Below are 15,645 nucleotides of genomic sequence, written 5' to 3'. Positions count from 1 at the left end.
GTGATGCTGGCGCGGAACGCGGAATCACTGTTCTGGATCGGCCGCTATGTCGAACGAGCCGACGACACCGCCCGGATCCTCGACGTCACGGTGCACCAACTCCTCGAGGACGTCACCGTCGATCCGGACCGGGCGGCCCGAAAACTGTTGCGGGTACTGGGAATCGACCTGCCCGACGGGCAGCTCGACGTCTGGTCGCTGACCGAACTGGTGGCCTTCGACCATGGCCAGCCGGCCTCGATCGTCGCGTCGATCTCGGCGGCCCGGGAGAATGCCCGGGGTGCGCGGGAGGCGACCTCGGCCGAACTGTGGGAATGCCTGAACACCGCCTACAACGGGCTCGGCGGCGCGATGCGCGCGGCCCGGGATCTGGGACCCTACGAGTTCTTCCGCTACGTCGAGGACCGCGCGGCGATGTTCGCCGGTCAGGCCGACTCCACCCTCAGCCGCGACGACGGGTACCGCTTCCTGCTGCTCGGGCGTCTGCTCGAGCGCGTGGATATGACTGTGCGCCTGCTGCTTTCGCGTGGCGGCGAGCCCGCGAATTCCCCCGCGTGGGTCAGTGTGCTGCGTTCGGCCGGGGCGCACGACGCGTATCTGCGTACTCATCGCGGAGTGCTCGACGCACGCCTGGTGGCCGAGTTCATCCTGCTGGACCGACTCTTTCCCCGTTCGGTCTTCCACTCGGTGCAGCTGGCCGAGACCTGTCTGCACGAACTCGACCAGGTCCCCGGTAGCCGGGTCGGGTCCCGCAACGAGGCGCAGCGCCTGCTCGGCAGGGCCCGCAGCGAACTCGAATTCCTCGCTCCCGGAGTCCTTCTGGAAGCACTGCAGACCCGGCTGGCCGATCTGCAGCAGACCTGCCGAGAGGTCAACGAGGCCATCGCCCTGCAGTATTTCCATGCCGCGCCGTGGGTCGCCTGGACCGACGCGCGCCACCGCTTCGGCGCCACCGCGGTGGTGGACGGGGAACTGTGAGAGAGGAACAGCCATGGGCCGGCGTATGAGGGTGGTGCACACCACGGGTTTCGCCTACGACGACGCGGTCACCCGCTCCTTCAACGAAGCCAGGCTCACGCCGCTGACCGACGGTCGGCAGAACGTGATCCTGAACCGCATCGAGACCATTCCCGCGACCCGTCCGTACCGTTACACGGACTACTGGGGTAGCGCGGTCACCGCCTTCGATCTGCACGTCCCGCATTCGGCCCTGGCGGTGACCGGACTCTCGGTGGTGGAGACCGAGTCCGGCACCGCTCCCGCGGGACCGCACTGGTCCTGGGCGGAACTGCATTCCGACGACAACCTCGATCTCTACGCCGAATTCCTCGTTCCCACCGGGTATGTCCCCGCCGACAGCGAACTGGCCGGTGCGGCGGACGAACTCGCGCGCGATGTGGATCCGCCCGAGGCGGTCCTGCGCGCGGCCGACTGGGTGTATTCGCAGATGACCTACGTCCCGGGCACCACCTCGGTGCACACCTCCGCGGTGCAGGCGTGGACCGATCGCAGAGGCGTATGTCAGGATTATGCCCACCTGACCCTGTTGTTGTTGCGCGCCATGGGAATTCCCTGCCGGTACGTTTCCGGCTACCTGCACCCCGACCCCGACGCCGGTATCGGTGAGACCGTCGCAGGCCAGAGCCATGCCTGGATCGAGGCGTTCACCGGAACGTGGTGGGGCTACGACCCCACCAACGCCACCGACATCGATGAACAGCACATCTCCGTCGGCGTCGGCCGCGATTACGCCGACGTCCCGCCCCTGAAGGGGATATTCCACGGCGGTCGTTCCACCGATCTGGATGTGATCGTGGAGATCACCCGGCTCGCCTGAGACGAGCCGGGTGGAATCGAACGAGTTCTACTTCAGCTCAGGGTGTTCGGCGTAGAGCTCGCGCAGCACGGACAGGTCGAACAGCTGCTCGGCTTTGATATCGATCTTGGCTTTGGACAGAGCCTCGATGTTCTGGGCGATCAGATGGTCGGTCATGGAGAGCAGGCCGTTGGCGTCGGTGTCGCCCGAGACGACCAGATCGCTCTGCGCCTTGGCCTCGTCGGTCTGCTCGCCGAGGTCGAGGCGCTGATCCTTGCCGTAGACGTCGACCGCGAGATGTGCGCTCTGCGCCGGGTCCGCGACCGCGGCCTTCCACCCCTTGATCTCCGCGGTGAGAAAAGCCTTCAACTTGTCGCGCTCGGAGTCGATGGTCTGCTGGCGCACGGTCAGCGTTTCGGCGGTCAGCGGCAGGCCGTAATCGGCGAACAGGAAGTGCGCGGTCGGAAAACCTTTGGCCGCCAGGGTGATCGGCTCGTTGGTCACGTAGCTGACCCAGCCGTCCACCTCACCGTTGGCCAGCGGGGTCGGGTCGAATTGGGCAGGCACTATCCGAACATCGCTGGGCGTCATGCCGTTCGCGGCGAGCAATGCCTGGAAGATCAACTGATTGGTGTCCTGCACGCCGATCTTCCGGCCTTTCATCTCCGTCGGCGAGGTGATCGGTTTCGCCGCCGAACTCACGATGCAGAACGGATTCTTCTGATATGTCGTGCCGACGATCTTGGCCTTCAGCCCGTCCAGAACCGCCGGCGCGGTCGTCTGCGGCGCCGAGGTTCCCAGCCAGATCTTGCCGGTGTCCAGGCCCGCCTCCACCGAGGTGCTGGCAGCGCCTCCGGCGATCAGATCCACGTGCCCGAATCCGGCGTCGCGGTAGTAGCCCTTGCTGTCGGCGAAGTACTCACCGGCGAATTCGATGTTCTTCAGCCAGGACAACTGGATCGCGACGGTACCGTATTTCGACCCGTCGGCGGTGGTGCCGTTGTTCCCGCCCGACGAGCTCTTACCGCAGGCCGCGAGTACACCGGAGCCGCCGAGTGCGACACCGGCGAACGCGGAGAAGCGCAGGAAGGACCGGCGGTCCAGGGATGGAAACTTCTGGGCCGACGAGAGGCCGCTCATGCGTGTCATGTCGGAAATGTAAGGTGCTTCGATTTCGAATACTTTGCCGCTGGATAAATTAGGCCGCCGGACCGAAACGAGCCAGGACCAGGTTCTCCAGCACGCCCACGATCGCGTACAGCAGGACCGACACGATCGTCACCAGCACGATGGATGCCCAGAGCTTGTTGTACTGGAAGGTGGGGATGGCGCGGATCAGCCCGGCGCCCAAACCCGTTCCGCTGCCGAGCCACTCGCCCAGCAGCGCACCGATCAGCGCGCCCGGCACCGAGACTCGGGCCGCGGCGAACACCGACGGCAGCGCGGCGGGCGCCGCGACCATCCGCAGCCGAGTCCAGCGCGAACCGCCGTATACGGCAACGAGTTCCATCGCTTGGCGGGAGGCCGAGCGCAGACCGGTGATGATCATCACCAACGCCGGAAAGAACACCACGATCCCGGCCAGCGCCGTCACCCCGAGGATCCCGCGCCCGAAGACCAGCACGATGATCGGCGTCAGCGCTACGAGCGGGACCGACCGCAACAGCATCGCCACCGGCATGAGCGACTGCTCGACCGTGGGCAGCGTGACGAACAGCGCCGCCACCGCCAATGCCGCGGCCATCCCGCCGCCGAACCCGACCGCGGCATCGCGCAGGGTGATTCGCAGATCGGACAGGATCGCCTGGCGGGCGGTATCGGCGCCGGGGCCGGTGACCAGATAGTTCCACACGTCGCCCGGGGACTTGCCGACCCGCGGCCCGACCTGCGGGAAGGCGTTCAGGAACGCGTACCAGATCGCCAACATCAGCATCAATGAAACAACCAGCGGGAGCAAGAATTTCACGATCCGCCACAGCGCGTTCACGAGCGCACCTCCTGTGCTGTCCAGGGCGCCACCAGTCGCGCCACCAGGGCCACCGCCGCATAGCCGATCCCCGCGAGTGCGGCGGCGGCCAGGGCCATACCCCAGGTGCGCGGCACATTGTAGGAGGTCTGAGCCGCGGTCAGAGCGACGCCGATGCCGCTGTCGATGCCACCGAGATACTCGCCGATGATCGCACCCAGCACCGCCGAGGGCGCGGCGATCTTCAACGCCGCCAAGGTATTCGGCAGCGCGGCGATGAGCTGCACGCGCCGCAGCTGCTGCCAGCGCCCGCCGCCGTAGGCTCGAACCAGATCCAGGCTGGTGCGGTCGGCCGAGCGCAGGCCCGACACCGTGCCGACCATGGTGGTGAAGAAGCAGTACATGGCGGCCAGGAAGACGGTCGGCGTGCGGCCGCCGAAGACCACCAGGATGATCGGCCCCAGCGCCAACAGCGGTGTGCAATAACTGAGTATCGCCAGCTGGGTGGCCAGCGACTCGATCGGCGGAACCAGCATCACCAGGATCGCCAGCGCGATCGCCAGCCCGTTGCCCCACGCGAACCCTTGCAGCGCACCGGAAGCCGTGACCCGGAAGTTCGGCCCGTAGAGGGCCCAGCCGTCGGTGTACATCGTGTGCAGCACCCGCCACGGGCTCGGTATGGTGCCACCGTCGATGTGGAGGTCGGCGAGCAGCCACCACAGCGCGACCAACAATGCCAGTCCGAGCAGGCCGCCGACGCGCCTCATCGACCGGCCCCTGGAACATCCAGGGCGGCTTCGGCTTCCGCCTCGATACCACCGTGTCCGCCGCGACCGAACAGCAGCTCGGACAGGTAGTCGTGCAGCCGATGGAATTCGGGACTGCGCATCATCTCCGGTGTGCGGGGCCGCGGCAGGTCGATCTTCACCGTCTCCACGACCCGGCCGGGCCGGGTACTCATCACCGCCACCACGTCGGACAGGAACACCGCTTCACCGATACCGTGCGTGACCATCAGTGTGGTGGCGGGTTTCTCGGTCCAGATGCGCAACAGTTCCAGGTTTAGCCGCTGCCGGGTCATATCGTCGAGGGCGCCGAACGGCTCGTCGAGCAGCAGTACGCTCGGCTCGAGCACCAGTGCCCGCGCGATCGAGACCCGTTGCCGCATGCCGCCGCTGAGCTGCGCGGGCTTGGCCTTCTCGAAGCCTTCCAGTCCGACCAGCGCGATCAGATCGGCGATCGTCGCGGGATTCACCGCCAGCCCCGCCACCTGCAACGGCAGTTTGATATTGGATTCCACACTGCGCCAGGGCAATAACGCCGAGTCCTGGAACGCGATCCCGAATCCGTGCCGCCGCCGCAGTTCCGCCGGTGTCGCACCGTCGATGCTCACCGCACCCGCGGCGGGTGTCTCGAGTCCGGCGAGGATCCTGAGCACCGTCGACTTTCCGCACCCCGAAGGGCCCAACAGGGAGGCGAATGCGCCCTGCTCGGTGTGCAGGTCGACCGAATCCAGCGCCGACACCGTGCGCCGTCCCGCTCGAAACGTCTTGCTCAGGCCGCTGATGTGAATCCCGGTGCCCGCGGCTTGCTTGGTCATGCGGCCACCCTAGGAGCGGTCGGTTGCGCTGATATTGCGAATCGGCACACCATATTTCGACCGCATTACGGTGCTGTTCCATCGCGCCCCGCCCACAGCGACACCGCTGCGGGCGGGCGCACCGATCGACGAGCCGCTGCCTCCGAGGCCGACCGGTACCGGGGAAACGTGTGCGACACCATCCGGATCGGTTCAGCGATCGGTCTGTTCGTGGGCTGCCGCCGCGCGCAGCACGGTGGCATCGGCGAGGTGTCGCCCGATGAGCTGGATGCCGATGGGCAGGCCCGCGGCGGTCGTGCCCGCGGGCAGGCTGATCGCTGGCTGGCCGGTGAGGTTGGCTATCGGGGTGAAGCCCTGCCAGGCGGTCGCCGATACCGCCCGGCCGTCGATTTCGGTGGGACCCTCGATGCCGAGCGGGAAGGCGGGGACGGCCGCGGTGGGCGTGAGCAGCAGGTCGAAGCGGCTCATGAGCCGGGCCATCCGGTTGACCACGGACTTGCGCATCAGGTTCGCCTGGGTGAAATCCTCTGCGGTCCAGTCGGTTTCCAGCATGGCCACCAGGTGCGGGGATATCCGCTCCCGGAATTCGGGCAGCAGCGCGCGCATGCCCACCAGATCGGTCTCGGCCATGATCAGTGCCGTGAAGTGCTGTGCCGGATCCTCCCAGTCCGGTACGAATTCGGTTACCACACAGCCGAGTTCGGATTCGAATACGGCAGCGGCGCGGTCCGCCGCCGCGCGCACCTCCGGATCGACGGTGAGGTAGCCGAAGTCGGCGCTGTAGCCGATGCGCATGCCGCGGATGTCCGGATCGCGGACGGCGGCCTGCCAATCGAGGTCACCGGCGGGCAGCGTGTGCCGGTCGCGTGGATCGGGCCCGGCCAGCACGGTCATCGCCAGGGCGATGTCCGGCACGGTGCGCGCGATGGGACCGATGTGTTCGATGCTCTCCCATCCCGAGACGCCCGGATAGCGCTCGTCCCGGCAGCCCGGATACACCGGCACTCGTCCCATAGAGGGTTTGAATCCGACCGTTCCGGTGAGCGCTGCCGGGATGCGGATCGAGCCGCCGCCGTCGCTGCCGAGGGCGAACGGAACCATGCCCGCCGCCACCGCGGCCGCCGATCCGGCGCTGGAGCCACCGGGGGTGCGCGTGGGATCCCACGGGTTGCGGGTGGTCGGGAACAGCGGATTGGCTCCCGTTGCGCTGTAACCGAATTCGCTGGCATTGGTCTTGCCCAGGCTGATCGCACCGGCGCCGTCCAGCCGCTCGACGCAGATGTCGTCCTGCTCGGGGACGAAATCGGCGTACACCACGGAACCGGAGGTGGTGCGAATTCCCTTGGTGCAGATCAGATCCTTCACCGCGTACGGGATCCCGGCCAGCGGCCCGGCCGTTCCGGCGCGCAACTCCCGCTCGGACTGCCGAGCGCGGTCCCGGGCGATCTCGGGAGTCGGAGTGCAGAAGGCGTGCAGTTCCGGGTCGGCCTCCGCGACGCGCGCCAGAGCGTCCTCGACGATCTCGACCGGGGACAGTGCACCGGTGGCGAGTCCGCGTGCCAGTTCGGTGGCGCTCGGCTGTGTCGTTCGCGTATCGATCATGCCTGTGCCACCTGGGTTTCGGTGACCAGCGCGGCGACGGTTCGCGGCCGGCGCAGCTTCTCCATCGCGGCGTACACCAGTCCGGCGGCCACGATGCCGATCACGGCGTCGACCGAGCCCGGCACCAGATAGTGCGTCACGGTGGCGACCGCGGCGCCCAGCGCCCACGCGGCGAAAGCGGTGGGGCGGAAAGACTCTCGTCCGATCGCGCGGCGCAGCACCAACTGGTCGACGATCAGGACCGCACCGATCGGCGGGACGAAGATGCCGAGCAGATTGAGCCAGTCCAGGAAGTGGCTCCACACACCGGTGAGTGCGGTGACCAGGCCGACCACGCCGAGGATGACCGCGACCGGCCGCATCCCGAGGCGGGTGATGCCGGACCAGCCCAGCGCCCCGTTGTACAGACAGTGCGAGGCCACGGAGCCGAGGTTGATGTACACGAACGCGATCGCGATGCCGGTCAGCAGCGGGCCGTGCCCGGTCAGCAGTCCGAGGAAGCCGCCACCGTCGGTGGCCGGATGTGCCGATCCGCCGACCGCGACCACCAGGCCGCCGATGGCGTACGCGATGAAGTTCGAGATCGGGAAGGCCCAGAAGGTGGCCCCGACCGCGGCCCGGCCGTTCTTCGCCCATCGGGTGAAATCGGCTGTCATGGTGCCGGAGTCGGCGAACCCGGCCACGACGATGCTGACCGCCGCGCCGAACGACAGCGCGGTCCCGCCGCCGTGGTAGCCGAGCACCTGGTGCACGGTCAGCCCGTTGCCGGACGCCCCGAACCACAGTGCCACGGCGGCCAGCACCACGAACAGCGGCGCCGCGATCATCCCGAGCCAGGACAGCGCCCGGATGCCCACGATGGTCACCAGGGTGTACAGCACACAACCGGCCGCGGCGGCCAGCAGTGCGGGCCAGCCCAGCGCATCGCGCAGAGTCGTTCCGGTGAGCCCGATCTGGAAGGAGAACCAGCCGATGACGACGGTCGCGAGGAAAGCCGCGGCGATCCGGCGGCCGGTACTGCCGAAGGTGGCCGCGGCCTGAAGCGAGAAGCTCTTGCCGGTGCGTCCGGCGATGTAGCTCAACGCACCGACGTAGCCGAACAGGATGAGGTTGCCCAGCAGCAGCGCGGCCAGGCCCGCGATGACGCCGAGGTTGTAGACGATCACGCCACCGAAGACCGCGTTGCCCAGGTTCATCGGGAACCCGAACCACACCGCGGCGATGGACAGCGTGCTGCGGCGGGCGGTGTGGGGAACGGGTTCGTGCTCGTATTCCTCGGCCAGTTCGAGGTGCGGCTCGTGGGAGTTTGCGGACATGACTACTCCAGCGGAAGAGAGGGGATGCCTCCGGCTTCTTTGGTATTCCAAATAGCCGGACAGCACTGAGATTCGGGGGCGTCGCGCCGGATGTCAACCGGTTCTCCCGCCGATGTCCTCGTCGCAAAAATTGCCATCTACCTGTACATATGACTTTTTTGGACGAACCGTGCGAGCAATTTGGAATACCAAACTTAACGCGCCGTTTTCCGGGGAAACAGAGTGAGAACCTGTCTGTAACAGGTGCGGCGATTTGGCATACCAAACTCGGTGCGAAGGTCCGGTTCAACGCATGAAGGAGTGACACGTGTACCGAGTCGGGATGATCGTTCCCTCGTCGAACACCTGCCTGGAGCCGACGACGTCGCGGATGTTGTCCGAGATCGACGGGGTGTCAGTGCATTTCGCTCGCGTACCGGTCACCCGGATCGGACTCGACCCCGCCGCCGACAGGCAGTTCGGCACCGAACCGATGCTGGCGGCCGCGCGGTCGCTGGCCGACGCCGGCGTGGACATCATCGCCTGGAACGGCACCGCGGGATCGTGGCTGGGAATCGACCACGACCGCGCACTGTGTGCCACGCTCGCGGAGGCGACCGGAATCGAGGTCACCACATCGACTCTGGCGCTGCTGGAAGCCTGCCGCGCCTACGGTGTCACCCGTCTCGGGCTCGTCGTGCCCTATACGACCGAGGTGACCGAACGTATTCGCGCGGTGTATCGGGATGCGGGAATCGATTGCGTCACAGCGGAACATCTCGGTCTCACCGACAACGCGGCGTTCGCCGGGGTGCCGGAGGCTCGGGTGCGCCGGATGGTGACCGCGGCGGGGACCCGCGACGCGCATGCGGTCGCGGTGGTGTGCACGAACGTCTTCGGGGCCGCGGTGGCCGCGGGCGCCGAGGCCGAGTTGGGTATTCCGGTCTTCGACAGCGTCACCGCGACGTTGTGGCGGACCCTGCGGGCCACCGGGGCGAGGGTATCCGGCTGGGGGGACCTGCCGTGGGCGGGTAACGTGCGGAACGAATTTCAGCGCACGGTCGAGGCGCTACTGGACGCGACCGGAGCAGACCGAACCACCTTGCGCATCGATCTGCCCAAACTGGGGCTGCAGGTCGATCTCACCGCTGCCGAGGCATTGCGTGACGGGGTGCGTTCGATCCGGCGGGATGCCTCGCTCGACCAGCGTCGGCTGAACACCGTCGAGTGGCTGGAGAAACATCGGGAGCTGTTGGTGCAAGACCACTTCCGTGACGATCCGCAGCCGCCGATCGCGCTGCGGGAGGTCTACGGCGTGCGGGCGCAGATGCTCGGGCCGGTCGTGCGCGACGAGGCCATGGCGGGATGGCTGTCGGTACACAGTCTGTGCGAACGGGAGTGGGGCGAGGCGGACCGCAAATCCCTGAACGTCGCGGTGGACGCGATTGCGCAGGTCCTGGACGACGCCGAGATCGCCACGCGCTCACTGCGTCCGGTCGTCACGGAATAACAGGTTCAAGGCGATGGCCCGGTTCTCCCGCACATGGCGCAACGCGTGGTCGGCGGCGATCTGCGCATCGCCCGAGGCGATCGCCTCGTATAGCGCCCGATGCTCGCACCACAACTGGCCCGGGTCGTCGATCTGCTGGAACAGCCACCGCAGCCGCCCCTCGAGCGGCCGCAGCAGGTCGGCCAACAGCCGATTACCGGCCATATCGATGATGTGCCGGTGGAATTCGGCGTTGGCCCGGCTGATCCGGTCGGGATGGCCGGACAAGGTCGCCCGCCGCGCCTTCTCGACCAGGCGCTGCAACGTGCGCAGGTCGCCGGCGTCGGCGCGCAGCGTAGCCTCGCGGGCCGCGTATGTCTCCAGCGCCTCCCGGACACCGAACAATTCCTCGACATCACGCTGCGAAATTCGTTTCACCACGATCTTGCGCGGGGACAGCACCTCCACGAAGCCCTCGGTGATCAGGGTCTGGATCGCCTCCCGGACGGGAATCCGTGACACGCCGAACTGCTCGGCGAGATCGCGTTCCACGAGCCGGTGCCCCGGCTCGAACTGCCCGGCGATGATCCGATCCCGCAGCTGTTCACAGACCTCGTCGCGCAGTCGCGTCCATTCGAGGACGGTCGCGGTCTGCTCCGTCGTCACTGGATCACCTCATCCGTCGAATCTCGGTATCGCCCTGTTGTGTCGGGTTGCGGTATACCAAAGTGATGCCACACTACTCGGCCGCTCGCGATCAGGCGGCTCCGGCGATCGTGAGCTGTGCTCCCGGGCGGGTCCTCACCGGTGCTGACCATGTTAATCCCTGATTAAGGTATACCAAGCAATCTTGACCGGGGATGCTCCGCTGGGCAGGCTTTGGTATACCAAACTGGTTCTGACGGGAGGCTATCGTGCAACGAGTGCGCAGAACCGGGCCGCCGCCCGGGAACGGGGCGACGCTGTGATCGAGGGACGCATACCGGATCTCGTTGTCACCCATGCCCTCGCCGTCGACGCGACTCATGCCCGACCCGCGCACATAGTCGTCGATCGCGGGCGTATCGCGGCGGTCCTGGACGCCACGGAGCCGATCCCGGTGGCGACCCGGGTGATCGAGGCGGCGGGCCGCGTCGTCATCCCGGGCGGCGTCGATGGACACTGTCACGTCGCACAGATCACCGGCCGCTACCGCACTCTCGACGACTATGCGCTCACCTCCCGCGCCGCGCTGTGGGGCGGCACGACCACGATCATGGACTTCGGCATCCCTCGTGACGGCACCGAAACCCCGCTCGCCGCGGCTCGCAACAAGCTGGAGCTGGCCCGGCAGGCCCGCTGCGACGTCGCGTTGCACGCGTGCGTGATCGACTGGGACCCAACCATTCCCGGCCAACTGGCGGAACTGGCGGGTCTCGGCATCCGATCGGTCAAGGTGTACACGACCAATCGCGGGACGACGATGGCCGACGACGACACCGTCCTGAAGGTCATGCGGGAAATGGCCCGGCTGGATGGCCTGACCTATGTCCATGCCGAGCACGACGCGATGATCGTGGACTGCACCGAGCGCCATGCCGCCGCGGGGGAGGCGGGAATTCGGCATCTGCACCGGACCCGACCGGAACTCGCCGAGGAGGCATCGGTGCGCGAGGTGCTGGCCATGGCCGAATATATCGGTGCGGCAGTGTATTTCGTGCATCAGTCCACGCCCGGCGCGGTCGACCTGGTCGACGCGGCGCGGGCGGGTGGGCTCGATGTGCACTCCGAGACCTGCCCGCACTATCTGGCACTCGACGAACGCGTCTACTCCGGCGAACTCCCGGAGTGGTTCGCCTGCTGTCCGCCTATGCGCTCGCCGGAAACCGTTGCGGCGCTGCGCGAACGTTTCGCTGCCGGAGCGATCGATACGATCGCCAGCGATCACTCCTGCTACGACCTGACGCAGAAGCGCGAGCGCCGCGACGATATCCGCCAGATGCCACACGGCCTGCCCGGAGTCGAGACGCGGATGCCGGTCACGTTCACGATGTTGTCGGACGCGTTGGGTGCCACCTCGGATCCTGCCGTGCTCCAGCGATTCGTGGAGGTCTTCGCCGCGGCCCCGGCCCGGATCAACGGGCTGCCTGGCAAAGGGGCCATCGCCGTCGGCTACGACGCCGATCTCGTCGTCTTCGACCCGGACCGGACTCGTGCGGTCGTCGCGTCGGATCTGCACATGGGCACGGACTTCTCGCCGTTCGATGGGCAGGAGTTGCGCGGATGGCCGCAGATCGTCATCGCACGCGGGCGAGTCATGCTCGACGACAACGGATTCCACGATCCCGGACCGACCGGGCAATTCGTGCGACGTCGCGGACACCGGGCAGCCGACAATGACGCCGGGTCGCCGGAGCGCGTGGCTACGTTCCGGCGAGAATCTGGAAACTCGCTGGTGTGAGTGCCGTAGTGCCGGTGAGGTAATCGGTGGCGCCCGAGAAGTATCGACCGGCCCACCCGACGGTCAGTTCCCGCAAGATGGACGTATTACCTGGTTGTGGTGTCCCGCAGAACAATTCGGCCAGAGGATCGGTGGTGCCGCCTTCGGCGTCGGTGTGCTCGCCGGTGGTGAGGCGGACGCCGAGGACAGGGCGATGCAGGTGGGTTTGCAGGGCGGTGGTGCCGCTGCCGAAGTTGTTGCAGGGGCCCGGCGGGCCGGAGACGCTGAGGATCGGGAGTTCGGTGGAGGCCAGATCGGCGAGGGCGGTGTCGGTGTTCGCACCGAGCAGGGATTTCACCGGGTCCAGCAGAATCAGGCCACGCAGATTCGCCCACGCGCTCGGATAGCTGGTGTGCAGGCGGTGAGCGACGTATTCGACCGCCTCGCCTCCGGCCGAATGACCGATGAAGACGAACTGCTGCGGGTGCGCGGGCGGGGTGATTCCGGCGCGTTCGGCCGCGGCGTCGAGCGCGGTGGCCAGCTGTCCGGCGGGATCGGTTGCGGTGCCGAACAATCGAGCCACCTGGTCGAGGAACGGCGTGTTGTCACCGAGGTTCTGCAGGGTGCACCCGTCGAGGTTCAGGAACGGCAGGCTGGGAGTGAACACGAGATACCCTGCCGCGGCCAGGGTTCGGGCGAGACCGGCCACGTTGGTCTCGGCGCGGGCGAAGCCGTGCTGTAACCAGACCAGGCCGCGAGGTATTTGGGACGGGAGATACCACGCGGCGTCCTGACGCAGGATGCGTGCCGCGCAAGGCAGATCGATCGATCCGGGTAATCGAGTGGTATCCGCGGCGGCTGGGGTGAATCCGGCTGCGGTGAGGCAGCCCGCGGTGAGAAGGATCAGGGTCGAGGCTCGAAGGTTCATCGCGACTCCACATGCGGGACAGGCGGTTTCCGATGGTGACTGCCTGTGCCGGGCGGGCCGGAGACAGAATCACGCGGTCGCCGGTGTGTTTCTATGTGCGAAACGACGTTTCGCACATAGAAATTGTACGGCGAAACATGGCCTGTGTGCAGGTGGACGCGAGATTCGGCCGACGCGGCCGTCGTGCATCAGTGCTCGCGCAGCAGCCGCCCGGCTCCCTCGACGCGATCGTCGATCCCGTGCTCACGCAACGCATGCCACAGCGTCGCGGCATTGATCGCGATCACCGGTTTGCCCAGCTCGCGCTCGAGCTCGTCGGCCGTCGCGACGAAGGACAGATTCGTGCCCACCTGCACGATGGCCTGCACCTGCGGGCCGTCCAATTCCGCGACCACCGCGCGCAACCGATCGGGCTCGACCCTGGCGATATCCATCGCGGTCGGGCAGTGCAGTCCGGTGATCGCGGCGACCTCGAAACCGGCCTCGCGGAAGAAGGTGCCGACCTGTTCGTCGGCGATCGGCTGATACGGCGAGAACACCGCGATGCGCCGACATCCCAACGCGTGCAACGCCGCTCGGCACGCGCTCGCCCCGGTCGTCACCGGCAGGCCGGTGCTGTCCCGCAGGCGCTGCTCGAATGCCGCATTGCCCGCGACGCCACCCCAGAACGTCTCCGCGGACATGCCCATGACCATGCGATCCGGTTCGGCGGTGAGGGCATCGCGCACCGCGGTATCGATGGAGGCGCGGATCTGGCCCAGCAGTGCCCGGAAATCGTCGTCGTCGCCCATCACCGGATCCGGGATGTACATCGAACCGGCCCGGTAGCTCACTCCGGGCAGTCCGGCCCGCCAATAGTCGTGCTCGACAACAGTATTCGTACTGGGCACGATGACGCCGAAGACGGCGCGGGGTCCCACGGTATTGGTCATGTCGAACTCCTCGGCGGCTGGCGATTCCGGTCAGGGGCGTTGCGCCGGAATGCGGTTCAGGGCATCGCCGACCGCCCGATGTGCCCGTTCCCGATCGGCGGGACCGTCCAGCAGCAGCACGTCGACCAGCAGCGGGGCCACGATGGTCATGGCGATCTCCTCGATCGCGGCCCGATCGCGCACCCCGGCCGCGGCTACCGCGGCCCGGAAGGGCGCCAGCAGATCGGTGACGTAGCGGTGCCGCAGTTCGACACAGTCCGGATCGGTGGCCGACGCGGTGACCAGGGCACGCAGGAATGCGGCAACGGGCTTGTCGCGCAGGCGATCACAGAGTGAATCGACCTCCGCGTGCAGATCCGCGACCGGATCGCCGGTGGGTGCGGGGGAGGGGTGCGGCGCGACGGTGATCAGTGCGGCGAGGAAATCCTTGGGCGTGGGCCAGTGGCGGTAGATGGTGGTGCGGGCAACGCCGGTCATGCCGTGCAGTCGCTGCGGGGTCAACGCCGCGGCGCCCTCGGTGAGGATCAGCTCCAAGGCGGCGGTGAGCACGATCTCGGCGGTCTCGCTGGCCGGTCCGGCAGGGCGTCCGGGTCTGTTCACCTGATAAACGATACATCTTGTGTTGCTTATTGGTAAGCGCTACATTCTGTATTGGAAACACCGCTGCCGCAGGAGGATCCATGCGCCCGCACGTCGAACTCATCGATGCCGAAGACCTGATCTGGCATCCGGCCGAATTTCAGCACGCCACCGGAAGCGCCGAACAGCGCAACCTCAGCTACGACGAGGAGGACGGCTCGGCCTCGCTGAAAGTCGGATTCACCAGCGACTGGTCCCGTCCGGCGGGGGTGCATGCGGCCGAGACCGAATGGTTCGTGCTGTCCGGACGAATCACCCTGGGCGAGAACGAACTCGGCCCGCAGGGATATTGGACCGCGCCCGCGGGCGTGTGGACGCCGCCGCTGTGGGTCGAGGCGGGCACCGAGATCCTGCTGTTCCGCGAACACGGCGGCTGGCAGTTCGAGCCGACCGGCGAAGATCGCGAATTCGTCCGTCCGGACCAGAAACTCGTCGTCCGGGACACCGCGGCGATGCCGTGGATCGATGTGAAGGACGGCAGTCCCATGCGCTTCGATCTGGGTGGCACGCCGGTGCCCGGTTTGTACATCAAACTGCTGCACCGGGATGAGCAGACCGGGTTCTACACCCGCCTGATCAAGGCCAAGCCCGGCTGGCGGGAGGTGCCGCTCGCGCACCATCCGTGCAGTGAGGAGGCGTACTGCCTGGACGGTGGTTTCGAGTACAACTTCGGGTCCATGTGGCCGGGTACGTACTTCTGGCGGCCCGCCTTCATCCGGCACGGCGATTTCACCGCCGATGCCGAGCGGGGATGCACCTGGATCATCCGGTCCGATGCGGATCTCGTCGACTGGTACACCGAGGATGCGACGGTCACCATGTCGGGCACCGCGACCAACTGGGGTCCGGAATTCCCGGACACCCTCCCGCCGAAGTTCATCGAACCGGTGCGGTCGGCATCGATCGGCGCATGGGCGAATCCGAGCCGGCAGTGATTCGGTGTGGCCCCTCCGTCGCGG

General features: G+C 67.2%; 15 protein-coding genes. 5 read left to right on the top strand and 10 right to left on the bottom strand.

Annotated elements, in window-relative coordinates; translation table 11 throughout:
- The first annotated feature begins 3 nt into the window (after positions 1–3).
- Both K7711_RS27570 and K7711_RS27565 read left to right on the top strand, forming a co-directional pair.
- A complete protein-coding gene (locus K7711_RS27570; RefSeq protein WP_222972363.1) occupies positions 4–978 on the top strand; it encodes an alpha-E domain-containing protein in 975 nt (324 codons plus the stop codon).
- A gap of 13 nt (positions 979–991) precedes the next feature.
- The gene (locus tag K7711_RS27565) at positions 992–1,837 is read left to right on the top strand and encodes a transglutaminase family protein (RefSeq protein ID WP_235747869.1); all 846 of its coding nucleotides are present in this window, start codon (positions 992–994) and stop codon (positions 1,835–1,837) included.
- A gap of 27 nt (positions 1,838–1,864) precedes the next feature.
- On the opposite strand, the gene K7711_RS27560 is transcribed toward K7711_RS27565, so the two are convergent.
- The 6 genes from K7711_RS27560 to K7711_RS27535 form a co-directional block, all read right to left on the bottom strand.
- Entirely contained in the window at positions 1,865–2,956 is a 1,092-nt protein-coding gene (locus tag K7711_RS27560) for an ABC transporter substrate-binding protein (protein WP_222972525.1), read from the bottom strand.
- A gap of 58 nt (positions 2,957–3,014) precedes the next feature.
- Positions 3,015–3,803, bottom strand: a complete 789-nt coding sequence (locus tag K7711_RS27555; RefSeq protein WP_308014973.1) for an ABC transporter permease — start codon at positions 3,801–3,803, stop codon at positions 3,015–3,017.
- Positions 3,800–4,549: an ABC transporter permease gene (locus K7711_RS27550; protein ID WP_222972362.1), complete on the bottom strand. Its 750-nt coding sequence runs from the start codon at positions 4,547–4,549 to the stop codon at positions 3,800–3,802. Before K7711_RS27550 ends, K7711_RS27555 begins: the two co-directional genes overlap by 4 nt.
- A complete protein-coding gene (locus K7711_RS27545; protein WP_222972361.1) occupies positions 4,546–5,382 on the bottom strand; it encodes an ABC transporter ATP-binding protein in 837 nt (278 codons plus the stop codon). Before K7711_RS27545 ends, K7711_RS27550 begins: the two co-directional genes overlap by 4 nt.
- Before the next feature lie 192 nt (positions 5,383–5,574).
- On the bottom strand, positions 5,575–6,984 hold the full coding sequence (locus K7711_RS27540) for an amidase (RefSeq protein WP_222972360.1): 1,410 nt from the start codon (positions 6,982–6,984) through the stop codon (positions 5,575–5,577).
- Positions 6,981–8,300 (bottom strand): purine-cytosine permease family protein, encoded by a 1,320-nt coding sequence (locus tag K7711_RS27535; RefSeq protein WP_222972359.1) that lies wholly within the window; start codon positions 8,298–8,300, stop codon positions 6,981–6,983. The genes K7711_RS27540 and K7711_RS27535 overlap by 4 nt, the downstream gene beginning before the upstream one ends.
- Positions 8,301–8,622: 322 nt before the next feature.
- Here K7711_RS27535 and K7711_RS27530 point away from each other — a divergent pair, with 322 nt between their 5' ends.
- Entirely contained in the window at positions 8,623–9,789 is a 1,167-nt protein-coding gene (locus K7711_RS27530; RefSeq protein WP_235747868.1) for a maleate cis-trans isomerase family protein, read from the top strand.
- Here K7711_RS27530 and K7711_RS27525 read toward each other — a convergent pair.
- The gene (locus tag K7711_RS27525) at positions 9,763–10,434 is read right to left on the bottom strand and encodes a GntR family transcriptional regulator (RefSeq protein WP_222972357.1); all 672 of its coding nucleotides are present in this window, start codon (positions 10,432–10,434) and stop codon (positions 9,763–9,765) included. The genes K7711_RS27530 and K7711_RS27525 overlap by 27 nt on opposite strands.
- Positions 10,435–10,732: 298 nt before the next feature.
- Here K7711_RS27525 and K7711_RS27520 point away from each other — a divergent pair, with 298 nt between their 5' ends.
- Positions 10,733–12,208 (top strand): dihydroorotase, encoded by a 1,476-nt coding sequence (locus K7711_RS27520; protein ID WP_308014972.1) that lies wholly within the window; start codon positions 10,733–10,735, stop codon positions 12,206–12,208.
- Here the strand turns inward: K7711_RS27520 and K7711_RS27515 are convergent.
- The 3 genes from K7711_RS27515 to K7711_RS27505 all read right to left on the bottom strand — a co-directional run bounded on the left by K7711_RS27515 (position 12,171) and on the right by K7711_RS27505 (position 14,647).
- Complete coding sequence (locus K7711_RS27515) at positions 12,171–13,115, bottom strand: alpha/beta fold hydrolase (RefSeq protein ID WP_222972356.1); 945 nt, start codon at positions 13,113–13,115, stop codon at positions 12,171–12,173. The genes K7711_RS27520 and K7711_RS27515 overlap by 38 nt on opposite strands.
- 188 nt (positions 13,116–13,303) lie before the next feature.
- Positions 13,304–14,047, bottom strand: a complete 744-nt coding sequence (locus K7711_RS27510; RefSeq protein ID WP_222972355.1) for a maleate cis-trans isomerase family protein — start codon at positions 14,045–14,047, stop codon at positions 13,304–13,306.
- 30 nt (positions 14,048–14,077) lie between these two features.
- Positions 14,078–14,647: a TetR/AcrR family transcriptional regulator gene (locus tag K7711_RS27505; protein ID WP_222972354.1), complete on the bottom strand. Its 570-nt coding sequence runs from the start codon at positions 14,645–14,647 to the stop codon at positions 14,078–14,080.
- Between the two features lie 80 nt (positions 14,648–14,727).
- Here K7711_RS27505 and K7711_RS27500 point away from each other — a divergent pair, with 80 nt between their 5' ends.
- A complete protein-coding gene (locus K7711_RS27500) occupies positions 14,728–15,621 on the top strand; it encodes a DUF4437 domain-containing protein (RefSeq protein ID WP_222972353.1) in 894 nt (297 codons plus the stop codon).
- The last annotated feature ends 24 nt before the right edge of the window (positions 15,622–15,645 follow it).

Source organism: Nocardia coffeae (assembly GCF_019890715.1).
Lineage (GTDB): Bacteria > Actinomycetota > Actinomycetes > Mycobacteriales > Mycobacteriaceae > Nocardia > Nocardia jiangxiensis.
Note: the sequence above shows the minus strand (reverse complement) of the source record. Positions and strands in the feature narration are given on the sequence as shown.

Bases quoted from the DNA above. Each gene is read 5' to 3' on its own strand.
- K7711_RS27570 (WP_222972363.1), top strand. From the start codon at position 4: ATGCTGGCGCGGAACGCGGAATCACTGTTCTGGATCGGCCGCTATGTC.
- K7711_RS27565 (WP_235747869.1), top strand. From the start codon at position 992: ATGGGCCGGCGTATGAGGGTGGTGCACACCACGGGTTTCGCCTACGAC.
- K7711_RS27560 (WP_222972525.1), bottom strand. From the start codon at position 2,956: ATGAGCGGCCTCTCGTCGGCCCAGAAGTTTCCATCCCTGGACCGCCGG.
- K7711_RS27550 (WP_222972362.1), bottom strand. From the start codon at position 4,549: ATGAGGCGCGTCGGCGGCCTGCTCGGACTGGCATTGTTGGTCGCGCTG.
- K7711_RS27545 (WP_222972361.1), bottom strand. From the start codon at position 5,382: ATGACCAAGCAAGCCGCGGGCACCGGGATTCACATCAGCGGCCTGAGC.
- K7711_RS27540 (WP_222972360.1), bottom strand. From the start codon at position 6,984: ATGATCGATACGCGAACGACACAGCCGAGCGCCACCGAACTGGCACGC.
- K7711_RS27535 (WP_222972359.1), bottom strand. From the start codon at position 8,300: ATGTCCGCAAACTCCCACGAGCCGCACCTCGAACTGGCCGAGGAATAC.
- K7711_RS27530 (WP_235747868.1), top strand. From the start codon at position 8,623: ATGATCGTTCCCTCGTCGAACACCTGCCTGGAGCCGACGACGTCGCGG.
- K7711_RS27515 (WP_222972356.1), bottom strand. From the start codon at position 13,115: ATGAACCTTCGAGCCTCGACCCTGATCCTTCTCACCGCGGGCTGCCTC.
- K7711_RS27510 (WP_222972355.1), bottom strand. From the start codon at position 14,047: ATGACCAATACCGTGGGACCCCGCGCCGTCTTCGGCGTCATCGTGCCC.
- K7711_RS27500 (WP_222972353.1), top strand. From the start codon at position 14,728: ATGCGCCCGCACGTCGAACTCATCGATGCCGAAGACCTGATCTGGCAT.